Below are 20,889 nucleotides of genomic sequence, written 5' to 3' on the forward strand. Positions count from 1 at the left end.
AACCCCGGACTTGTTACTCTCGTGGGTTGTGACCCCAGCTGAACTCGCCTCCATCATTACCGAGACCACCCGCACCGTCCTGACGGAGCATGATCTCGACCCCGCCGTCGTGCCTGACCTGGCCACCGTCGAACGTCCCCGCAACCCGGAGCACGGCGACTACGCCACCAACATCGCGCTGCAGACAGCGAAGAAGGCCGGCACCAACCCCCGTGAACTCGGCACCTGGCTCGCCGAGGCACTCGGGAAGGTCGACGGGGTGGACGAGGCCTCCATCGCCGGCCCCGGTTTCATCAACATCCGGCTCGCCGCCGACGCCCAGGGCAAGCTCGTCGCCGACATCATCACCGCCGGCGACTCCTACGGCACCGGCGACGACTACGCCGAGCAGCGCATCAACCTCGAGTTCGTCTCCGCCAACCCCACCGGCCCCATCCACCTGGGCGGTACCCGCTGGGCGGCCGTCGGCGACTCCCTGGGCCGCATCCTCGCCGCCCGCGGTGCGGCGGTGACCCGCGAGTACTACTTCAACGACCACGGCACCCAGATCGACCGGTTCGCCAGGTCGCTGGTCGCCTCGGCGAAGAACGAGAAGGCCCCCGAGGACGGTTACGGCGGAGAGTACATCGCCGACATCGCCAACCAGGTCATCGAGGCCACCCCGGACTGGGCGGACAACGACGACGCCACCATCCAGGAGATCTTCCGCTCCCAGGGCGTGGAGCTGATGTTCGCGCACATCAAGCGCACCCTCGCCGAGTTCGGCACCGAGTTCGACGTGTACTTCCACGAGAACGCCCTGTTCGAGTCCGGTGCGGTGGACAAGGCCATCGCCACCCTGAAGGACAACGGCAACCTCTACGAGGCCGAGGGCGCCTGGTGGCTGCGGTCCTCCGAGTTCGGTGACGACAAGGACCGGGTGGTCATCAAGTCCGACGGCAACGCCGCCTACATCGCCGGCGACATCGCCTACATCGCCGACAAGATCGACCGCGGGCACAACCTGTGCATCTACATGCTCGGCGCCGACCACCACGGCTACATCGCCCGGCTCAAGGCCGCGGCCTCCGCCCTGGGCTACGACTCCGACCAGGTCGAGGTCCTCATCGGCCAGATGGTCAACCTCGTGCAGGACGGCAAGGCCGTGCGCATGTCCAAGCGCGCCGGCACCGTGATCACCCTCGACGACCTCGTCGAGGCGATCGGTGTGGACGCCGCCCGCTACGCGCTGATCCGCACGTCCGTGGACTCCTCGCTGGACATCGACATGAGCCTGTGGGCCAGCGAGACCAGCGACAACCCGGTCTACTACGTGCAGTACGGCCACGCGCGTCTGTGCTCGCTTCAGCGCAAGGCCGCCTCGTTGGGTGTGGAGATCCCCGAGGACCTCTCCACGCTGGACTTCTCACTGCTCGACCACGAACGCGAGGGTGACCTGATCCGTACGCTGGGCGAGTTCCCGGGTGTGGTCGCCACGGCCGCCGAGCTGCGTGAGCCGCACCGCATCGCCCGGTACGCCGAGCACCTCGCGGGCACCTTCCACCGCTTCTACGACTCGTGCCAGGTCCTGCCGAAGTCGGACGAGCCCAACGGCGCCGACACCGCCGCGATCTTCCTGGCCCGTCTGGCCCTGGCCGACGCCACCCGACGTGTACTCGCCAACGCCCTGGGCCTGCTCGGGGTTTCCGCACCGGAGAGGATGTGACCCGCCACCATGGATCCTGACGTCCACCTGCCCCAGATCCCGCTGCGTAAGCGCACCGAGACCCTCGAGGACTTCAACAAGATTCCCGCGCACGTCTTCCCGATGTCCTCGGGACGCACCGGTGAGGGCGAGCTGGTCATCGCCGGCAACCGCGTCACCGACCTCGCCGAGCGCCACGGCACGGCCCAGTTCGTGATGGACGAGGCCGACTTCCGCGCGCGCTGCCGTCGTCTCGCCGTCGCCTTCGGCGGTGGGGAACGGGTGCACTACGCGTCCAAGGCGTTCCTGTCGCGCACCGTGTGCCGCTGGATCGACGAGGAAGGCCTGGCGCTCGACGTGGCCAGCCACGGCGAGCTCGCCGTGGCCCTGGCCGCCGGTTTCCCGCCGGAGCGCATCACCGTGCACGGCAACAACAAGAACCGCGGGTTCATCACCGCCGCCGTGCGCGCCGGTGTGGAGCTCATCGTGATCGACTCGGTCATCGAGATCGAGCGTGTTGCCGAGATCGCCCGGCAGGAGGGACGTCGCCAGGACGTCCTGGTGCGGGTGAAGCCGGGCGTGCACGCCGACACCCACGAGTTCATCGCCACCAGCCACGAGGACCAGAAGTTCGGCTTCTCGCTGGCCTCCGGCTCGGCCGAGGACGCCTGCATGACCTGCCTGTCCACCGAGGGGCTGCGCCTGCGCGGGCTGCACTGCCACGTCGGCTCGCAGGTCTTCGACGCCGACGGTTTCGCCCTGGCCGCCGACCGCCTGCTGGGACTGTGGGTCCGCCTCGTCAGCGGCGAGTCCACGCACGACGCATCCGAGACCGAAGCGCTCGACGTGCTCGACCTCGGCGGCGGCTACGGCATCGCCTACACCCCCGACCAGGAGGCCCTCGACGTCGAGGCCGTCGCCGGCGACCTGCTCGAGCGGGTCGCGGCGAAGGCCGCGTCCTACGGGGTCGCCGCGCCGGTGGTCAACGTGGAGCCGGGCCGCGCGGTCGTCGGCCCCTCGACCGTCACGCTCTACCGGGTCGGCACCGTCAAGGACGTGCACACCTCCGACGACACCGTGCGCCGCTACATCTCCGTGGACGGTGGCATGAGCGACAACATCCGTCCCGCCCTCTACCAGGCGGAGTACGACTGCCGTCTGGCCAACCGGGAGGCGAGCGGCGAGCTGGTCGCCACCCGCGTGGTCGGCAGCCACTGCGAGTCCGGGGACATCCTGGTCAACGACACCCTCATGCCCGATGACATCGTCCCCGGCGACCTGCTCGCCATCCCGGCGACGGGGGCGTACTGCTACATGATGTCCTCGCGCTACAACATGATGACCCGGCCCCCGGTGGTCGTCGTCTCCGACGGGGAGTCCCGGGAGATGATCCGCCGGGAGACAGTGGAGGACGTCATGGCACTCGAGAATTTCTGATGGTTTATCATCAGGAAAACGAATCTTCACGCGGGGCAACCCCACACGACACAACAACGGGAGAGTAATGGCTGATCAGGCTGACAACAATGCCGCGCCCACCGTCGGCGTAGCGCTGCTGGGCATGGGTACCGTGGGTACCGAGGTGCTCCGCATCCTCGAGGACAACGCGGCGGACTTCACCGCACGCACCGGCGGCCCGATCGAGGTCCGCGGCATCGCGGTCTCCGACCTCTCCAAGCCGCGCCCGGGCGTGCCCTCCGAGCTGCTCACCGACGACGCCTTCGGCCTGGTCGGCCGTGACGACATCGACCTGGTCATCGAGGTCATCGGCGGCATCGACTACCCGCGCACCGTGGTGCTCGCCGCCCTGCGTGCCGGCAAGTCCGTGGTCACGGCGAACAAGGCGCTGGTCGCCGCACACGCCGACGAGCTCTCCGAGGCCGCCGACTCCTCCGGCGCCGACCTGTTCTTCGAGGCCGCCGTCGCCGCCGCCATCCCGGTGGTCGGCCCGCTGCGCCGCTCCCTGGCCGGTGACAAGGTCAACCAGGTCATGGGCATCGTCAACGGCACCACGAACTTCATCCTCGACGCGATGTACAGGCGCGGCGCGTCCTACGACGAGATGCTCGCCGAGGCCACCGCACTGGGCTACGCCGAGGCCGACCCCTCCGCCGACGTCGACGGCTACGACGCGGCGTCCAAGGCCGCCATCCTGGCGTCGCTGGCGTTCCACTCGCCGGTCAGCATCGACGACGTGCACGTCGAGGGCATCCGCTCGATCAGCGTCGACGACATCGCCGCCGCCAAGGCCGCCGACTGCACCATCAAGCTGCTGGGCATCTGCGAGCGCCTCGTCGACGACAACGGCGAGGAGTCGGTCTCCGCGCGCGTGTACCCCGCGCTGATCCCGCTGGACCACCCGCTGTCCAGCGTGAGCGAGTCCTTCAACGCCATCTTCGTCGTCGCCGAGTACGCAGGACGCCTCATGTTCTACGGCAACGGCGCCGGTGGCGCCCCCACCGCCTCCGCGGTGCTCGGCGACGTGGTCGCCGCCGCACGCAACATCGTGCACGGTGGACGTGCGCCCGGCATGTCCACCTACGCCAACCTGCCGGTCGGCGACTTCGGCTCGGTGCGCACCCGCTACCACGTGGACATGGTCGTCGAGGACCGTCCCGGGGTGCTGGCCGAGGTGTCCTCCACCTTCTCCGTGCAGGGCGTCTCGCTGAAGACCGTGCGCCAGGAGGAGGCCGGTGACGACGGGGCACGCCTGGTCGTCATCACCCACCACGCCGCCGAGAGCGACCTGGAGTCCACCGTGGACAACCTCAAGAACCTCGACGCCGTGAAGGCAGTCAACAGCGTGATCCGAATGGAAGGCAACTGATGACCGACAACCGCACCCCGGTGCTCCACCACTGGACCGGCCTGATCAACGAGTACCGCGACTGGATGCCCTTCGCCGCGGACTGGGAGCCGGTCACCCTCAACGAGGGTGGGACCCCGCTGATCCGGGCGAACCACATCTCCGAGGTCACCGGGTGCGACGTGTGGCTGAAGGTCGAGGGTGCCAACCCCACCGGTTCCTTCAAGGACCGCGGCATGACCGTGGCGGTCACCGACGCCGTGCACGCCGGCAAGAAGGTGCTGATGTGCGCCTCCACCGGCAACACCTCGGCCTCGGCCGCGGCCTACGCCGCACGTGCCGGCATCGCCTCCGCCGTGCTGATCCCCGAGGGCAAGATCGCCCAGGGCAAGCTGTCGCAGGCCGTGATGCACGGTGCGAAGATCATCCAGGTGCGCGGCAACTTCGACGACTGCCTCGAGCTCGTGCGCAAGACCACCACCGACTTCCCGGAGATCGCCCTGGTCAACTCGGTCAACCCGATGCGTATCGAGGGCCAGAAGACCGCCGCCTTCGAGATCGTCGACGCCCTGGGCGACGCACCCGACATCCACGCCCTGCCGGTCGGCAACGCCGGCAACATCACCGCCTACTGGAAGGGCTACTCGCAGTACGCCGAGGCAGGTCTGTCCACGAAGCGTCCGGTGATGCTCGGCGTGCAGGCCGCCGGTGCCGCACCCCTGGTCAGCGGTGAACCGGTGCTCGAGCCGGAGACCGTGGCCACCGCCATCCGTATCGGCAACCCGGCGTCCTGGCACCAGGCCGTCGCCGCCAAGGAGGAGTCCGGCGGATCCTTCCGCGCCGCCACCGACGAGAAGATCCTCGAGGCCTACCGCCTGATCGCCGCCCGTGAGGGCGTGTTCGTCGAGCCGGCGTCCGCCTCCTCGGTGGCCGGCCTGCTCGCCGCCCACGCCGAGGGCTCGATCGAGCCGGGCCAGCGCATCGTCTGCACCGTGACCGGTCACGGTCTGAAGGACCCGACGACCGCGCTCAGCGAGATGCCGGAGCCCACCCCGATCGACGTGGACACCAATGCCGTGGCAGAGGCACTGGAACTCGCATGACCGAGCGCACCCTTGCCGCCGGACGTCGGGTGACGGTCACGGTGCCGGCCTCCACGGCGAACCTCGGTCCGGGTTTCGACACCCTGGGCCTGGCCGTGGGCCTGTACGACACCGTCGAGGTGGAGTCCACCGACGCCGGCCTGGACATCTCCGTGCACGGGCAGGGTGAGGGGGAGGTCCCCCTCGACGAGCGTCACCTGGTGGTCCGCGCCCTGCGCTCGGGCCTGCGTGAGGCCGGTGTGGGCGTGGGCGGGCTGCGTATCGTCTGCCACAACAACATCCCGCATTCGCGCGGACTGGGCTCCTCGGCCGCCGCGGCGGTCGCCGGGGTCGCCGCCGCCAGCGCCCTGGCCGGCGGTGAGCACCCCACCGGTGCCCTGGACGACGACACGCTGATCCAGCTGTCCTCCGCGTTCGAGGGCCACCCGGACAACGCCGCGGCCTGCGTGCTCGGCGGGGGAGTGGTGTCCTGGACGAACATCCCCGTGGACGGGCGCAGCGCCCCGGAGTACCACGCCGTGGCCGTGCCGGTGCACCCGGACATCGCGGCGACCGCCCTGGTCCCGGACTTCCACGCCTCCACCGAGGCGGTGCGCCGCGTGCTGCCCAGCGACGTCTCGCACCAGGACGCACGCTTCAACGTGTCCCGGGCGGCACTGCTGCCCCTGGCGCTGAGCTCGCACCCCGATCTGCTGTGGGAGGCCACCCGCGACCGGCTGCACCAGCCGTACCGTGCGGAGGTGCTCCCCGTGACCACCGAGTGGGTCAACCGGCTGCGCAACCTGGGCTTCCCGGCGTTCCTGTCAGGGGCCGGCCCCACGGTGATGGTGCTGTCGACCACCCCGGTCGACCCCGCACTCCTCGACGAGGCCCGTGGCCGCGACATCGGCGTGCTGGAGACCGGTGTGGGACGCCGCGCCAGCGTCGAGGTCCACTAGCCACTTCCGACCTCTACTGCTCCTCCCCGGCGGGCTTCGGCTCGCCGGGGCCTCGCAGTTTGATCACGTCGAACTCGCCGTCGGTGAGGTGGGCGCGCAGGTCCTTCTTGTCGAACTTGCCGACGGAGGTCTTGTCGATGCGGTCGACGAACGTCCAGTACTCCGGTGCCATCCACCGCGGGACCTTCGTGGCCACCGCGGCCGCCAGTTCCTCGGCGGTCCCGCGTCCACGCTCCACCCCGGGGGTGGTCACCACGACGGCGAGGGGACGCTGCCCCCAGCGTTCGTCCGGCACACCGATGACCGCGGCCTCCGCGACCACGACGGACTCCATGACGATGTTCTCCAGGATCGCCGAGTAGATCCACTCCCCGCCGGAGCGGATGGTGTCGGTCTGGCGGTCGTGCACGGTGAGGTAGCCGTCGCGGGTGATCGTGCCGATGTCGCCGGTCCGTAACCACCCGTCGTCGGTGAAGCGTCCGGCCGCGTCGTCGTTGTCGTCGACGTCGGAGCCACGGAAGACGTGGGCGGCCCCACCCTCGGCGGAGGCGGGCGAGTGGTGGTAGTTCGTGGTCACCCAGTTGCCGCGCACCTGGATCTCGCCGCTGGAGCGGTCGTTGGCCTGCTGCGGGGTGCCGTCCTCGCCGACGACGCGGAACTCCATGCCGATGGGGAAGCGGCCCTGGCTGTCGCGGTAGCGCCGCCGGGCCTCACCGCCGACACCGACGGGTGTGCGGGCGACGGTGCCGACCGGGCCGGTCTCGGTCATGCCCCAGGAGTGGATCATGTCCACGCCGTACCGCTCCTCCCAGGCGTCGATCAAGGCTGGCGGGACTGGGGCGCCTCCCGAGATGATCTCCTGCAGGCTCATCTTCTCCGGCGGGGTGTGCTGGTAGTGGACCACCAGCTGCATCCACACGCTGGGCGCGCCGTGGGCCATGCGGGGCATGGCGTCGGCGATGACGTGCGCCAGGTGGGCGGGTCCGCCGGCGCCGCCGGGGAACACCAGGGGGGTGCCGGCCATGAACGCGGCGATGGGCACGCCCCAGCTCAACACGTGGAAGATCGGTACGGCGCACAGGAAACTGTGCCCGTTGCGGATCCCGAAGGAGTCGGGGGTGCGCAGGTTCATCGCGTGCAGCCACATCGACCGGTGCGAGTAGGCCACGCCCTTCGGCGCACCCGTGGTGCCGGTGGAGTACAGCAGTGCGGCGGGGGACGTCTCGTCGACGTTGGGCCAGTCGTAGCTGGTGGGGTAGCCGTCGAGGAGCTCCTCGTAGCCGAGGACGCGGATGCTGCCGCGTCCGGCGTCGGCGAGCAGGTCGGAGAGTTCCTTGCGCGCGGCGTCGCCGCCGGTGCCGGTGACGACGAGGGTGTGGACGTCGGGGCAGTCGGGCATCACGGGGACGAGGCGCCGGGACGACCGCGGCGAACAGATGATCACTTGGTCACCGGCGTGGTTGATGATGTGCACCAGCTGGTCGGCGACGAGGTTGGAGTTCAACGGCTGCAGCACCGCGCCCATGGAGGTCACCGCGAACAGGGACTCCAGGTGCTCGGTGATGTTCGGCATGAACGTGGCGACACGTTGGCCGGTCTCCACCCCGACGACGTCGGTCAGTGCGTGGGCCAGGGCCGCGGCGCGTCCACCGACCTGGGCGAAGGTGGTGTCCTCGGGGGAGTCCCCGTAGTAGGTGCGCACCGTCGTCGTGCCGTGGACGACGCGTCCGTACTCCAGCACGGAGGCCATTGTCAGGGGGTACTCGTGCATCGTCGACACGGTCAGTGGCGCGGTGCTGGGAGCCGGACCTGATCTGGTGCGTGCGTCCATGTGGTGGGTGGCGTCCATGACCTCAAGGATAGGGGACGCACCGTGCGTCCTGCCGGACGACCTCCGCGCCGGTGCGTGGATTAGCACCACCGGTGTGCCGGGGTGGTACCATCGTCGACGAGAACCGACCACCGCCATCCCGAGGACCCCAGGAATTTACGGGGTCACCGAATCGGTCCGAGACGGTGGGCGGTCATCCGGAGTCACGGAGATCCACGCGGGTACACCGCACCGACATCTCATCCGCCGGGAGTGTTCGTCTGCCCCGGCGCCGGACCAGTTGTCCGCGCGCACCGTGACATCCATTCCACATAAACGACGACTCACTCGAGCACGTCACCTTCCATTGTCCTGCCGCCGTCTGGGACCGGTAACGCCCGTGGGGTGTGCCGGTCCGCGGGGACAGGGACCAGGCCGCGGTCACGACCGCGGGCGGGTGAGCAGGGGGAGGTGAACCGAAAGGACACCTGTGACTTTGCCGGACATCGTCTCCAGGGCACAGAACGACGGGCTTGCCTCCCTGAAACTGGCGGAACTCAAGCAGATCGCGACATCGCAGGGGTTGAAGGGGACCTCCGGGATGCGTAAGGGGGATCTGGTCTCCGCGATCGCCAGCGCCGGGATCGGCGGACAGCGTGGTCCGGCTGGCAAGGATGCCAAGGATGCCAAGGATGCCAAGGACGCCAAGCCGGCGAAGGACAAGAAGGACGCACCACAGACCCAGGAGGCGCCGATGACGCAGCAGGTTCCCGCCGAGAAGGACGCGGCACAGGCCGACAACAACGCGGCGAAGGCCGACAACACCGCGGCGGACGCGAGCGCGGGCGTCGACCAGGGCACGCAGGAGCGTGGCGACCGGAGCGACCGCAACGACCGTAACGACCGCAATGACTCCGACGAGGAGGGTGGCCGTCGTGGTCGCCGCAACCGTCGCAACCGTCGTAACCGGGGCAAGGGCGAGCAGGGCGGTGGCCAGGGGAACCAGGGTGGCAACCAGGGCGGAAACCAGGGGGGCAACCAGCAGAACTCCGACGAGCGCGGCGGTCGCAACCGCAACGACCGGAGCGAGCGTGGCAACCGGGGGAACCGCAACGACCGCAACGACCGGAACGATCGCGGCAACCGCAACAACCAGAACAACCAGAACGACGGCGGCAACGGCGGCGGCAACAACAACGGCGGCAACAACGAGCCTCCGACCCCGGTCGCCGGCATCCTCGACTTCGCCGACGCCAACACCGCCTTCATCCGCACCACCGGCTACCACGCCGGGCCGACGGACGTGTACGTGCCGATCCAGATGGTGCGCAAGTTCGGGATGCGCCACGGTGACGCGATCACCGGCACCATCCGTCCCGGCGCCAAGGCACAGCAGGCCGGTGGCGGCGGCGGACGCAACCGCAACCGTCAGAAGTACACCCCGCTCAACTCCGTCGACACCGTCAACGGACTCGCCCCGGGGCAGGCCGCACAGCGTCCGAAGTTCAACAACCTCACCCCGCTGTACCCCAACCAGCGTCTTCGCCTGGAGACCGAGCCGAAGATCCTGACCACCCGTGTCATCGACCTGATCATGCCGATCGGCAAGGGGCAGCGTGCCCTGATCGTCTCCCCGCCGAAGGCCGGCAAGACCACGATCCTGCAGGACATCGCCAACGCCATCACGGTGAACAACCCCGAGTGCTACCTCATGGTCGTCCTGGTGGACGAGCGTCCCGAGGAAGTCACCGACATGCAGCGCTCCGTGCGCGGTGAGGTCATCGCCTCCACGTTCGACCGTCCGCCGAACGAGCACACCGCCATCGCCGAGCTCGCCATCGAGCGGGCGAAGCGCCTGGTGGAGGAGGGCAAGGACGTCGTGGTGCTGCTTGACTCCATCACCCGTCTGGGCCGTGCGTACAACAACTCCTCGCCGGCGTCGGGCCGCATCCTCTCCGGTGGTGTGGACTCCAACGCCCTGTACCCGCCGAAGCGTTTCCTCGGCGCGGCCCGCAACATCGAGGACGGTGGCTCGCTGACCATCATCGCCACCGCCATGGTCGAGACCGGCTCCGCCGGCGACACCGTGATCTTCGAGGAGTTCAAGGGCACCGGCAACGCGGAGCTGAAGCTGGACCGCAAGATCGCCGAGCGTCGCATGTTCCCCGCGGTGGACGTCAACCCGTCCGGCACGCGCAAGGACGAGCTGCTGCTCGGCCCGGACGAGGCGCGCCTGCTGCACAAGCTGCGCCGCATCCTCTCCGCGCTCGACCCGCAGGCCGCGATCGAGCTGCTGAACAAGCAGCTGCGCAAGTCGAAGACGAACCGCGACTTCATGCTGCAGATCGCCTCGTCCGCACCGCTGGCCGGGGAGGACGACGATGAGTGACTTCGCCGGTTCCCCCTCCAAGGTCGACGACATCCTGTCGGAGTACCAGGGCCTGGAGATGCAGTTGGCCGACCCGGAGCTGCACAACGACGCCGCCGCGGCCCGCCGCGTGGCCAAGCGATTCAGCGAGCTGCAGCCGGTCATCCAGACCTACAACAAGCTCGTGGAGACCCGCGACGACCTCGAGGCCGCCCGCGAGATGGCCTCCGAGGACCCGGACTTCGCCGCCGAGGCCGACCGCCTCGCCGCGGACCTGCCGGGTCTCGAGGAGAAGCTCACCGACCTGCTCGCCCCGCGCGACCCCCACGACAGTGAGGACGTGGTCATGGAGATCAAGTCCGGTGCCGGTGGCGAGGAGGCCGCGCTGTTCGCCGGGGAGCTGGCACGCATGTACCAGCGCTACGGAGAGAAGCACGGCTTCACCTTCGAGGTCCTCGACGTCAACGAGACCGACCTGGGCGGCGTGAAGGACATGACCATGTCCGTGCGCGCCAAGCAGCCAGGCCGCGACGGCGCGTGGAGCGTGTTCAAGTACGAGGGCGGCGTGCACCGGGTGCAGCGTATCCCGGTGACCGAGTCGCAGGGCCGCATCCAGACCTCCGCCGCCGGCGTGCTGGTCTACCCGGAGCCCGACGAGGTCGAGGACGTGGAGATCGACGACAAGGACATCCGCGTCGACGTCTACCGTTCCTCCGGTAAGGGCGGTCAGGGCGTGAACACCACCGACTCGGCGGTGCGCATCACCCACCTGCCCACGGGCATCGTGGTGACGTGTCAGAAGGAACGTTCCCAGATCCAGAACCGTGCGCGCGCCATGCAGGTGCTCGCCGCACGCCTCCAGCAGATGAAGGAGGAGGAGGCGGACGCCGTGGCCGCGGAGGGACGCGCCGCACAGATCCGCACGATGGACCGTTCCGAGCGCATCCGGACCTACAACTTCCCAGAGTCGCGGGTCTCGGACCACCGCATCGGCTACAAGGCGAACAACCTCGACGCCGTCCTCGACGGTGACCTCGACGCGCTCTTCGGCGCGTTGAGCGAGGCGGAGCGTCAGAGCCGGCTCGAGGCGGGGGAGTAGGACCGCGGTGACGCAGGACGCTGCGAGCGTGTCGGCGGCGCTGCGGGACGCCGCCTCGGCGTTGTCCTCGGCCGGGGTGGAGTCAGCCGCACACGATGCGCGCGTGCTCATGGCCGCCGCCCTCACCCGCGAGTCGGGGGTGGACGTCGGCCCGTTGGACCTGGTCATGCGCGGCGGCGACGCCGTCCCGGCGTCCTTCGCCACGATGCTGCAGCGACGCGTTGAGCGCGAACCGCTGCAGTGGATCCTGGGGTACGGGACGGTCGCGGGCATCGACCTGGCGGTCGGCCCGGGGGTGTTCGTCCCGCGTCCCGAGACCGATCTGCTGATCGACTGGGTGGCCGGTGAGGCCCAGCGGCGTGTGGCGCTGCGCGAGGACCCGCTCTTCGCGCGCCTGCTGGAACCCACGTTGACCATCGTCGACCTGTGTTCCGGGCCGGGCACGATCGCCCTGGGGGTGGCCCACGAGCTTGGTACCCGAGGGATAGTAGATGCTGTCGACGCTGTCGACGCCGTCGGCGTCCGTGTCATCGGCCTGGAGATCACCGCGCAGGGCGTGGAACAGGCCCGTGACAACCACCGGACCTGGGTCGCCGAGGGCCACGTGGATCCGCGGATCGCCGTGGAGTTCCACCGGGCGGACGTCGCCACGCCGGAAGACGTCGTGGCGCTGGGACTCGTCGCCTCCGCCGACATCGTGGCGTCCAATCCGCCGTACGTCCCGGAGACCACCGAGGTCTCCCCGGAGGTCGCCCGTGACCCGCACGCCGCGGTCTTCTCCGGGACGGACGGCCTGGAGCTGATGCGCCCACTGGCGGAGGTCATCGACCTCGTCGCCGCCCCGAGTGCGGGCGTGGCCGTCGAACACGACGACTCCACCGGCGCGGACGTCCGTCAGATCCTGGCCGGCGTGGGCGTCACCGAGCTGGAGCAACACCGGGACTTCGCTGGCCGGGACAGGTTCGTCACCGGCCAGGTGCACCGCGATCCCGGCCACCGGCCCACACGGGGCTAGAGTGAACGGGTTAAGGTAAGCAACCAACGACACGAGAGGACGGACGGCGCGGAGCATGGCACAGACCTACGACTGCAACGAGGACGAGGGCAGGCAGAGCGGTGTCGCCGCCGCACTGAGCGCGGTGAAGGCCGGACGTCTGGTGGTCACCCCCACCGACACGGTGTACGGCATCGGTGCCGACGCCTTCGACAACGACGCCGTCGCCGCCCTGCTGCGTGCCAAGCACCGTGGCCCGGACATGCCGGTGCCCGTGCTCATCGGCTCCTGGGACACCGTCGCCGGGCTGGTCCGCGACTACAACGAGACGGTGCGCCTGCTCACCGAGGCCTTCTGGCCCGGCGGGCTGACCATCGTGACCCACCAGGCGCCCAGCCTGCCGTGGAACCTGGGGGACACCCGCGGGACCGTGGCGCTGCGCATGCCGCTGCACCCGCTGGCGATCGAACTGCTCCAGCAGACCGGGCCGATGGCGGTCTCCAGCGCGAACATCTCCGGTAGTCCGGCCGCACTCACCGCCGCCGAGGCACGCGGGCAGCTCGGCGACTCGGTGTCGGTCTACCTCGACGCCGGGGAGGCGTCCATAGGTACGGCCTCCACGATCGTTGACCTGTCCGGTCACCGTCCGCGCATCCTGCGCGACGGTGCCATCAGCGCCGACCGGGTCGGCGAGGTGCTGGGCGTGTCTGCCGAGGCCCTGCTCGCCGACGACTCCGCCCGGGGCAACTGAGGATGGAGCTGTCCGCGGCGTCCTGGTCCGGGGTGGGTGTGCCGTTCCGTGAGCTGGCGCTGATCCTGCTCGTGGGCCTGGTCACCACGTACCTGACCACCGGTGTGATCCGCATGATCATGATCCGGTTCGGACGCATGACCGCCCCGCGCTCCCGCGACGTGCACACGGTGCCGACCCCGCGGCTCGGCGGGGTGGCGATGTTCACCGGCTTCGTTGTCGCCGTGCTGGTGGCCAACCAGCTGCCCGCGTTGAACCGTGGGTTCCCCCCGGTGACCCCGGACATGGTGGCTGTCGTCGCCGCCGCCTTCGTGATCGTGATCGTGGGGGTGGTCGACGACCTCTTCGACATCTCCTGGGTGCTCAAGCTCGGCGGCCAGGTTGCCGGCTCCGTGGCGATGAGCCTGGCCGGTTTGTCGTGGTACCTGATCTACTCGCCGTTCGGCGACGGCACCACGTTGATCCTCGATCAGGTCCAGTCCACGATCTTGACGGCTCTGCTGACGGTGGCCATCATCAACGCGATGAACTTCGTGGACGGATTGGACGGTCTCGCCGCCGGCCTGGGCGCGATCGCCGCGGCGACGCTGCTGATCTACTCCCTGACGATCCTGCACGACCAGGGCGGCACGGTCAGCGCCTATCCGCCGGCGATGATCTCGGCCGGCCTGCTGGGCGTGTGCCTGGGGTTCCTGCCGCACAACTTCTCGCCGGCGCGGATATTCATGGGGGACTCCGGGTCCATGCTGATCGGGCTGCTGCTGGCCGCGGCGAGCGTCTCGGCGTCGGGTCGGATCAACATGGCGCTCTACGGCCCCGCGGACTTCCTGGCGTTGATGACCCCGGTGCTGGTGGTGATCGCCGCGCTGTTCATCCCGATGCTGGACCTGCTGATGGCGGTCGTCCGCCGGTTGAAGGCGGGCAAGAGCCCCTTCGCCCCGGACAAGCAGCACCTGCACCACCGGCTCCTGCGACTGGGTCACTCCCAGAAGCAGGTCGTGCTGGTGCTCTACACGTGGGTCGGCGTGGTCGCCCTCGGGGCCGTGGGGTCCACGGTGCTCCCGTTGCCGATCGCGGCGATCGTCTTCGGGGTGGCGATCCTGCTGGCGACGGCGTTCACGGCCGTGCCGCTGTGGCGGGGGCGTGGGGACGCCTCCGGTGACGGTGCCGGCGGGAGCAAGGCCGTCGCGACCGGGTAGGTCGTCGCCGTGGGGGACAGCTAGGCTGTACCCCGTGAATGAGCAGAACAACGAGCAGACGACCGACCCCGCCGACCTCCCGGAGATCAACGAGTCGGACGGGGACATGGCAGACCACCGGCGCCCGTTGCTGAACGCGGCGCGGTCGGGGGCGATCGGCCTCCTGGTGATCACGGTGATCTCCCTGGCGCTGTGGGGCAACTTCCGCGGCCTCGAGGGGTTGTGGGGGGTGCTCCTCGGCGCGGCGATCGGCGGTGGTTTCGTGCTGGCGACCGTGGCGGTGGTGCTGTTGACCTCCAACACCTCGCCGCAGACCACGATGATCATCACGTTGGGTTCCTGGCTGATCAAGATCGTCGTCGTCCTGTGTGTGCTCCTGGTGCTGCGTGACATGGACTTCTTCGACCACACCGCCATGGGGGTCACCGTGATCGCCTCGCTCGTGGTCGCACTGGGGGCGGAGACCATCGGCATCATTCGGACGAATGTGACGAACGTGTGACACGGGGGTGGATCCGTGCAGGGTGGGGCATAGTCTGGTCCGCTTCGGGGGATCGGGGGGAGTTGGTTCGCGCACCTGCGCGGACTGCTGGTAATATCTCCCGCGGGTAATCAGGTAGGCGGACCCACGTGCTCACGCGTGCCCGCGAGCAATCCTGGTATATCACCCCCGGTACCGTGCGGATGTGCGACGGAGTCCACGGTTCCGGGAACTCCTGACATCCTCCATCGCACCGCCTGACCCACAATCACGCGGCCCAAACCACGGGAGAGAACGCTGAGCGTTACAACCTTGGCCATGAAGGGCGAATTCCACGCGCCTTCTATGGAGCATGAATTCTTCCCGGGGGAAGTGGATCCCAGCCAGCTCTGGTTCAGCGACTTCGCGAACGGCATCTTCGCAGTAGACCGCCTGATGGTCATCCGTCTTCTGATGATCGTCATCCTGGCGGCCTTTTTTCTGTATGCCTTCCGCAAGCCGAAGCTGATCCCGAGGGGTGCGCAGAACGTTGCAGAGTATGCGGTCGACTTCGTCCGCATCCACATCGCCGAGGAGATCCTGGGGAAGAAGGAGGGGCGTCGGTTCCTGCCGATCATCGCCACCATCTTCTTCGTGGTTCTCATCGGTAACCTGCCTGCAGTCATTCCTGCACTGAACATCTCCGCCAACGCCAGGGTCGGCATGCCGATCGTGCTGGCGGCGGTGGCGTACATCGCCATGATCTACGCAGGTGCCAAGCGTTACGGTTTCGGCAAGTTCGTGAAGTCCTCCGTGGTCATCCCGAACCTGCCGCCGTTGCTGCACGTGCTGGTCGTCCCGATCGAGTTCTTCTCCACCTTCGTCCTGCGGCCGGTCACCCTGACCATCCGTCTCATGGCGAACATGCTGGCCGGCCACATTGTTCTCGTGCTGCTGTTCGGCGCCACGAACTTCTTCTTCTGGCAGCTCAACGGCTGGACGCTGTTGGCCGGAGGAACGCTCGTCGCCGCACTGGCATTCACCTTGTTCGAGATGCTGATCATCTTCCTGCAGGCCTACATCTTCAGCCTGCTGACGGCGGTCTACATCGAGCAGTCGCTGCACGCGGACGAGCACTGACCCCCGACATCCACACATAATATTTCCGCCTCGCCAACCGGGACCACGACCGTGGACCAGGGCGGGGCACCACGAAAGGGAATGGAATCCTAATGAACGACCTGCTGCTCCTCGCCCAGGACACCACCACCAAGTTCGAGGGTCTCGGCACCATCGGCTACGGCCTCGCCGCCATCGGCCCCGGTGTCGGTATCGGTATCCTGGTCGGCAAGACCGCAGAGGCAATGGCTCGTCAGCCCGAGATGGCCGGCCAGCTGCGCACCACCATGTTCCTGGGTATCGCCTTCACCGAGGCCCTGGCCCTCATCGGCTTGGTCGCCGGCTTCCTGTTCTAGTGTGCGGCGTCCCGCCCGCGGGACTCTGTGACAAGACCTTCACACTCAAGAGCGAAAGCTGGAGACTATGACGAACTACCTCATTCTGGCAGCCGACGAGCTGCCTTTGGAGGAGCAGATCAACCCTCTGCTCCCCAAGTCGTATGACATCGTCTGGTCCCTTGTCAGCTTCATCATCATCTTCGTGATCTTCTGGAAGTTCGTTCTTCCCAAGGTCAAGCAGGTCATGGCTGACCGCACCGACCAGATCGAGGGTGGCATCGCACGTGCCGAGCAGGCACAGGACGAGGCCAAGGCCGCGCTGGAGAAGTACAACGCCCAGCTGGCCGAGGCACGCACCGAAGCCTCCCAGATTCGTGACGACGCCCGCTCCCAGGGTCAGAAGATCATCGCTGACATGAAGACGCAGGCGACCGACGAATCCAACCGCATCATCGAGTCCGGCAACAAGCAGCTGCTCGCGCAGCGCGAGTCCGTCGTCTCCGATCTGCGTAAGGAGATGGGGGAGAACTCCATCAACCTCGCCGAGCGTCTGCTGGGCGACCAGCTCTCGGACGACGTCAAGCGTTCCGGTACGATCGACTCCTTCCTCGCTGATCTCGACAGCGTCGGATCGGGGAAGTGAGGCCCGTGCACGCAGCGAGCAGAACAACCCTGGACCAGCTGACTGAGTCGCTGGACGGTGCACTGTCCGGTGCAACCGACACCGCCGCAGCCGGTGCTGCGACCGGTTCCGAGCTGTTCGAGGTCGCAGACCTCCTGGACAGCGACCGGTCACTGCGCACGGCGCTGGTGGACCAGACTGTTCCGGCCGACCGTCGCGCCGCACTGGCCGACGGGCTGCTGGCGGACAAGGTCTCCACGACTACCCGCGAGACTGTCTCGCAGGTCGTCACGGGCACCTGGTCCAACACCCGGGACCTGCGCCACGGGCTGGTCGAGCTGGGCCGCCGTGCCCTGCTGCGTGCAGCCCATGAGCAGGGTCAGAGCGAGAAGGTCGCCACGGAGCTCTTCGACATTGCCCGTCTCCTCGAGCGGGAGCCGGAACTGGAGATGCTCCTGGCCGACCGTCTGGCGTCCGGAGAACGACGTCGGGAACTGCTGGCGAAGGTCCTCTACGGCCACGTCAGCGCCATCGCCGAAGCCCTCGCGCTTCAGGTGATCGGCCGTCCCGTCGCGCGTCCGGTCGAGGACCTTGACGCACTGTGCGACTTCGCAGCCGGACTGGACGGACGCCGGGTAGCCCGCGTCCGTTCCGCCTCGGCTCTGTCGGAGGCACAGGAGCAGGCAGTGGGTCAGAAGCTGGAGAAGATCTACGGTTCCGCGATGTCCGTCCATTCCGAGGTTGACACCAGCCTCCTCGGTGGTGCGGTCATCCGGGTCGGCGACGAAGTGATCGACGGTAGCACGGCTGGAAAGCTGGAGCGCATGCGTCGGGCCTTCGCCTAGGCCGCCCCGGATCGAACCTCGATCGACAAGATAATTCACGTAATGCTGGAAGACGATACCGAGAGCAGGAAGAACATGGCGGAGCTTACGATCTCCTCCGATGAGATCCGTAGCGCGATTGCGAACTACACCTCAAGCACTTCCGCGGAGGCCTCCCGTGAGGAGGTCGGCGTGGTTACGATGGCAGCGGACGGCATTGCCCAGGTTTCGGGCATGCCCTCCGTGATGACCAACGAGCTGCTTGAGTTCCCGGGCGGTCTCATCGGAGTCGCGCAGAACCTCGAGACCGATTCGATCGGTGTTGTGGTGCTGGGTAACTACGAGTCGCTGAAGGAAGGCGACGAAGTCAAGCGGACCGGCGATGTCCTGTCCGTCCCGGTGGGGGAGAACTTCCTCGGCCGGGTCATCAACCCCCTGGGTCAGCCCATCGACGGCCGCGGTGACATCGAGTCCACCGAGACCCGCGCCCTGGAGCTGCAGGCACCGTCGGTGCTGCAGCGCCAGCCGGTGCACGAGCCGATGCAGACCGGCATCAAGGCCATCGACGCGATGACCCCGATCGGCCGTGGCCAGCGTCAGTTGATCATCGGCGACCGCAAGACGGGTAAGACCTCCGTCTGCATCGACACCATCCTGAACCAGCGTGAGAACTGGGAGTCCGGGGATCCGACGAAGCAGGTGCGTTGCATCTACGTCGCGATCGGCCAGAAGGGCTCCACCATCGCCGCGCTGCGTCAGACCCTCGAGGACGAGGGTGCCCTGGACTACACGACCATCGTGGCAGCCCCGGCATCCGACTCCGCCGGCTTCAAGTGGCTCGCGCCGTTCGCCGGTGCCGCCCTGGGTCAGCAGTGGATGTACGAGGGCAAGCACGTCCTCATCATCTTCGACGACCTGACCAAGCAGGCCGAGGCCTACCGCGCGATCTCCCTGCTGCTGCGCCGCCCGCCGGGCCGCGAGGCATACCCGGGCGACGTCTTCTACCTGCACTCCCGTCTGCTGGAGCGTGCGGCGAAGCTGTCCGACGAGGAGGGCGCCGGCTCGATGACGGCACTGCCGATCATCGAGACCAAGGCCAACGACGTGGGTGCGTTCATTCCCACCAACGTCATCTCCATCACCGACGGCCAGGTCTTCCTGGAGTCCGACCTGTTCAACCAGGGCGTCCGGCCGGCCATCAACGTCGGTGTGTCCGTCTCCCGTGTCGGTGGCGACGCACAGACTAAGGGCATGAAGAAGGTCGCCGGTAACCTGCGACTGGACCTCGCCGCCTACCGTGACCTGGAGGCCTTCGCGGCCTTCGCGTCCGACCTGGACGAGTTCTCCAAGGCCCAGCTGGAGCGCGGCGAGCGTCTCGTCGAGCTGCTGAAGCAGAAGGAGACCCAGCCCCAGGCCGTCGAGGATCAGATGGTCTCCATCTTCCTCGCCGGTGAGGGTGAGTTCGACACGGTCCCCGTCGTCGACGTGCGCCGCTTCGAGTCGGAGCTGTGGGAGTACCTGCACGCCAACAACGCCGACGTCTACGAGCAGATCAACGGTGGCAAGCCGCTGTCGGACGACTCCAAGAAGGCACTGGTCGCCGCGACCGGCGACTTCAAGCGTGGCTTCCAGTCCACGGACGGCACCCCGGTCATCAACGAGCCGGAGGCCCAGGCCCTGGCTGACGAGGATCTCGACCAGTCGCAGATCAGCGTCTCCCGCAAGAAGTAGCGCGGGGAACTAAAACGATGATTGCACAGACCGAGTACACAGAAGAAGGGAGGTAGCAGCGATGGCAACACTTCGCGAACTGAGGGGACGGATCAAGTCCGTCAACTCGACGAAGAAGATCACGAAGGCCCAGGAGCTCATCGCGACCTCCAAGATCACCAAGGCGCAGGCTCGCGTGAGCGATTCCCAGCCGTACGCCGACGAGATCACTCGGGTCATCCAGCGTCTCGCATCCGCGTCCTCACTGGACCACCCGATGCTCGACGTCGAGGCCGAGGCCAAGCGCGCCGCTATCCTCGTCATCACGAGTGACCGTGGCATGTGCGGTGGATACAACCACAATGTGCTGAAGAAGACCGCCGAGCTGCGCAAGCGGCTCGAGGGCGAGGGCAAGGACGTCGTCCTGTACATCGCCGGCTCCAAGGGAGTCACCTTCTACAGCTTCCGTGGTGACGACTTCGCCGGTTCATGGACCGGGTTCTCCCAGGACCCGGACTACGCCGCGACGCACGACCTCCGCCGCCACCTCATCGACGGCTTCACCGCCGGCGACGAGGGCAGCGTGCACTGGCGCGACGGGCTGAACGTCCCGGAAGGCACCGAGCTGACCGGCTTCGGCGAGCTCCACGTGGTCTACACGCGGTTCGCGTCGATGCTCACCCAGACGCCGCGTGCCATCCGCATGCTGCCGATCGAGACCCAGCAGGACGACGAACCGCTGCAGACCGGGGACGACATGCTCTCCAATGCCAGCGACGACGTCAGCGCCGAGGTCGAATTCGAGCCGGATGCGGACACGCTCCTGACGGCACTGCTGCCGCAGTACGTCTCCCGGAGCATCTTCGCCCTGATGCTGGAAGCCGCCGCTAGTGAGTCCGCTGCCCGCCGTACCGCAATGTCCGCTGCGACGGACAACGCCACCGCGCTGGTCAACGACCTCTCCCGGGTCGCCAACCAGCTGCGTCAGGCAAAGATCACCCAGGAAATCTCAGAGATCGTCGGTGGCGTCAACGCGCTCGCCGACAGCGGAGAAAGTGACTAAC

General features: G+C 67.9%; 18 protein-coding genes. 17 read left to right on the forward strand and 1 reads right to left on the reverse strand.

The window, feature by feature from the left end:
* Positions 1 to 28 precede the first annotated feature (28 nt).
* The 5 genes from argS to thrB all read left to right on the forward strand — a co-directional run bounded on the left by argS (position 29) and on the right by thrB (position 6,531).
* Entirely contained in the window at positions 29 to 1,705 is a 1,677-nt protein-coding gene (argS, locus tag ACT3UN_RS12445) for an arginine--tRNA ligase (protein WP_301441824.1), read from the forward strand.
* A gap of 9 nt (positions 1,706 to 1,714) precedes the next feature.
* On the forward strand, positions 1,715 to 3,121 hold the full coding sequence (gene lysA, locus ACT3UN_RS12450; protein ID WP_441579675.1) for a diaminopimelate decarboxylase: 1,407 nt from the start codon (positions 1,715 to 1,717) through the stop codon (positions 3,119 to 3,121).
* Positions 3,122 to 3,188: 67 nt separating this feature from the next.
* Complete coding sequence (locus ACT3UN_RS12455; RefSeq protein WP_441579674.1) at positions 3,189 to 4,511, forward strand: homoserine dehydrogenase; 1,323 nt, start codon at positions 3,189 to 3,191, stop codon at positions 4,509 to 4,511.
* Positions 4,511 to 5,593 (forward strand): threonine synthase, encoded by a 1,083-nt coding sequence (gene thrC / locus ACT3UN_RS12460; protein ID WP_301441827.1) that lies wholly within the window; start codon positions 4,511 to 4,513, stop codon positions 5,591 to 5,593. Before ACT3UN_RS12455 ends, thrC begins: the two co-directional genes overlap by 1 nt.
* Positions 5,590 to 6,531 carry a homoserine kinase gene (gene thrB / locus ACT3UN_RS12465; protein ID WP_301441828.1) on the forward strand — a complete coding sequence of 314 codons (942 nt, stop codon included), beginning with the start codon at positions 5,590 to 5,592 and terminating at the stop codon, positions 6,529 to 6,531. Before thrC ends, thrB begins: the two co-directional genes overlap by 4 nt.
* A gap of 13 nt (positions 6,532 to 6,544) precedes the next feature.
* On the opposite strand, the gene ACT3UN_RS12470 is transcribed toward thrB, so the two are convergent.
* Positions 6,545 to 8,362 (reverse strand): long-chain fatty-acid--CoA ligase, encoded by a 1,818-nt coding sequence (locus ACT3UN_RS12470; protein ID WP_444657210.1) that lies wholly within the window; start codon positions 8,360 to 8,362, stop codon positions 6,545 to 6,547.
* A 475-nt stretch (positions 8,363 to 8,837) separates the two neighbouring features.
* On the opposite strand from ACT3UN_RS12470, the gene rho reads away from it, so the two are divergent.
* From rho to ACT3UN_RS12530, 12 genes are all read left to right on the forward strand, one after another.
* Entirely contained in the window at positions 8,838 to 10,730 is a 1,893-nt protein-coding gene (gene rho / locus ACT3UN_RS12475; RefSeq protein ID WP_444657211.1) for a transcription termination factor Rho, read from the forward strand.
* Complete coding sequence (gene prfA, locus ACT3UN_RS12480) at positions 10,723 to 11,808, forward strand: peptide chain release factor 1 (protein WP_301441830.1); 1,086 nt, start codon at positions 10,723 to 10,725, stop codon at positions 11,806 to 11,808. Before rho ends, prfA begins: the two co-directional genes overlap by 8 nt.
* 7 nt (positions 11,809 to 11,815) lie before the next feature.
* Complete coding sequence (locus ACT3UN_RS12485) at positions 11,816 to 12,823, forward strand: N5-glutamine methyltransferase family protein (protein ID WP_301441831.1); 1,008 nt, start codon at positions 11,816 to 11,818, stop codon at positions 12,821 to 12,823.
* A gap of 55 nt (positions 12,824 to 12,878) precedes the next feature.
* Positions 12,879 to 13,553, forward strand: coding sequence for an L-threonylcarbamoyladenylate synthase (locus ACT3UN_RS12490; RefSeq protein ID WP_301441832.1), 675 nt, complete (start codon positions 12,879 to 12,881; stop codon positions 13,551 to 13,553).
* A 2-nt stretch (positions 13,554 to 13,555) separates the two neighbouring features.
* The gene (locus tag ACT3UN_RS12495; protein WP_301441833.1) at positions 13,556 to 14,752 is read left to right on the forward strand and encodes an MraY family glycosyltransferase; all 1,197 of its coding nucleotides are present in this window, start codon (positions 13,556 to 13,558) and stop codon (positions 14,750 to 14,752) included.
* 34 nt (positions 14,753 to 14,786) lie between these two features.
* Complete coding sequence (locus tag ACT3UN_RS12500; protein WP_441579540.1) at positions 14,787 to 15,254, forward strand: hypothetical protein; 468 nt, start codon at positions 14,787 to 14,789, stop codon at positions 15,252 to 15,254.
* A 297-nt stretch (positions 15,255 to 15,551) separates the two neighbouring features.
* The gene (atpB, locus tag ACT3UN_RS12505) at positions 15,552 to 16,352 is read left to right on the forward strand and encodes a F0F1 ATP synthase subunit A (protein WP_301443192.1); all 801 of its coding nucleotides are present in this window, start codon (positions 15,552 to 15,554) and stop codon (positions 16,350 to 16,352) included.
* Between the two features lie 92 nt (positions 16,353 to 16,444).
* Complete coding sequence (locus tag ACT3UN_RS12510; protein WP_038547733.1) at positions 16,445 to 16,687, forward strand: ATP synthase F0 subunit C; 243 nt, start codon at positions 16,445 to 16,447, stop codon at positions 16,685 to 16,687.
* A 67-nt stretch (positions 16,688 to 16,754) separates the two neighbouring features.
* Complete coding sequence (locus ACT3UN_RS12515; RefSeq protein ID WP_301443191.1) at positions 16,755 to 17,312, forward strand: F0F1 ATP synthase subunit B; 558 nt, start codon at positions 16,755 to 16,757, stop codon at positions 17,310 to 17,312.
* A 5-nt stretch (positions 17,313 to 17,317) separates the two neighbouring features.
* The gene (locus tag ACT3UN_RS12520; protein WP_444657207.1) at positions 17,318 to 18,136 is read left to right on the forward strand and encodes a F0F1 ATP synthase subunit delta; all 819 of its coding nucleotides are present in this window, start codon (positions 17,318 to 17,320) and stop codon (positions 18,134 to 18,136) included.
* Between the two features lie 75 nt (positions 18,137 to 18,211).
* On the forward strand, positions 18,212 to 19,846 hold the full coding sequence (gene atpA / locus ACT3UN_RS12525; protein ID WP_301443193.1) for a F0F1 ATP synthase subunit alpha: 1,635 nt from the start codon (positions 18,212 to 18,214) through the stop codon (positions 19,844 to 19,846).
* Positions 19,847 to 19,907: 61 nt separating this feature from the next.
* The gene (locus ACT3UN_RS12530) at positions 19,908 to 20,888 is read left to right on the forward strand and encodes a F0F1 ATP synthase subunit gamma (protein WP_444657208.1); all 981 of its coding nucleotides are present in this window, start codon (positions 19,908 to 19,910) and stop codon (positions 20,886 to 20,888) included.
* Position 20,889 lies beyond the last annotated feature (1 nt).

It is taken from the genome of Corynebacterium sp. AOP12-C2-36, assembly GCF_052379185.1.
In the GTDB taxonomy this organism is placed as follows: Bacteria; Actinomycetota; Actinomycetes; order Mycobacteriales; family Mycobacteriaceae; genus Corynebacterium.

Coding starts and splice junctions, on each gene's coding strand:
- ACT3UN_RS12490 (WP_301441832.1), top strand. CDS start 12,879: ATGGCACAGACCTACGACTGCAACGAGGACGAGGGCAGGCAGAGCGGT.
- thrB (WP_301441828.1), top strand. CDS start 5,590: ATGACCGAGCGCACCCTTGCCGCCGGACGTCGGGTGACGGTCACGGTG.
- ACT3UN_RS12455 (WP_441579674.1), top strand. CDS start 3,189: ATGGCTGATCAGGCTGACAACAATGCCGCGCCCACCGTCGGCGTAGCG.
- ACT3UN_RS12515 (WP_301443191.1), top strand. CDS start 16,755: ATGACGAACTACCTCATTCTGGCAGCCGACGAGCTGCCTTTGGAGGAG.
- prfA (WP_301441830.1), top strand. CDS start 10,723: ATGAGTGACTTCGCCGGTTCCCCCTCCAAGGTCGACGACATCCTGTCG.
- atpB (WP_301443192.1), top strand. CDS start 15,552: ATGAAGGGCGAATTCCACGCGCCTTCTATGGAGCATGAATTCTTCCCG.
- ACT3UN_RS12495 (WP_301441833.1), top strand. CDS start 13,556: ATGGAGCTGTCCGCGGCGTCCTGGTCCGGGGTGGGTGTGCCGTTCCGT.
- ACT3UN_RS12510 (WP_038547733.1), top strand. CDS start 16,445: ATGAACGACCTGCTGCTCCTCGCCCAGGACACCACCACCAAGTTCGAG.
- ACT3UN_RS12470 (WP_444657210.1), bottom strand. CDS start 8,362: ATGGACGCACGCACCAGATCAGGTCCGGCTCCCAGCACCGCGCCACTG.
- lysA (WP_441579675.1), top strand. CDS start 1,715: ATGGATCCTGACGTCCACCTGCCCCAGATCCCGCTGCGTAAGCGCACC.
- ACT3UN_RS12530 (WP_444657208.1), top strand. CDS start 19,908: ATGGCAACACTTCGCGAACTGAGGGGACGGATCAAGTCCGTCAACTCG.
- thrC (WP_301441827.1), top strand. CDS start 4,511: ATGACCGACAACCGCACCCCGGTGCTCCACCACTGGACCGGCCTGATC.
- atpA (WP_301443193.1), top strand. CDS start 18,212: ATGGCGGAGCTTACGATCTCCTCCGATGAGATCCGTAGCGCGATTGCG.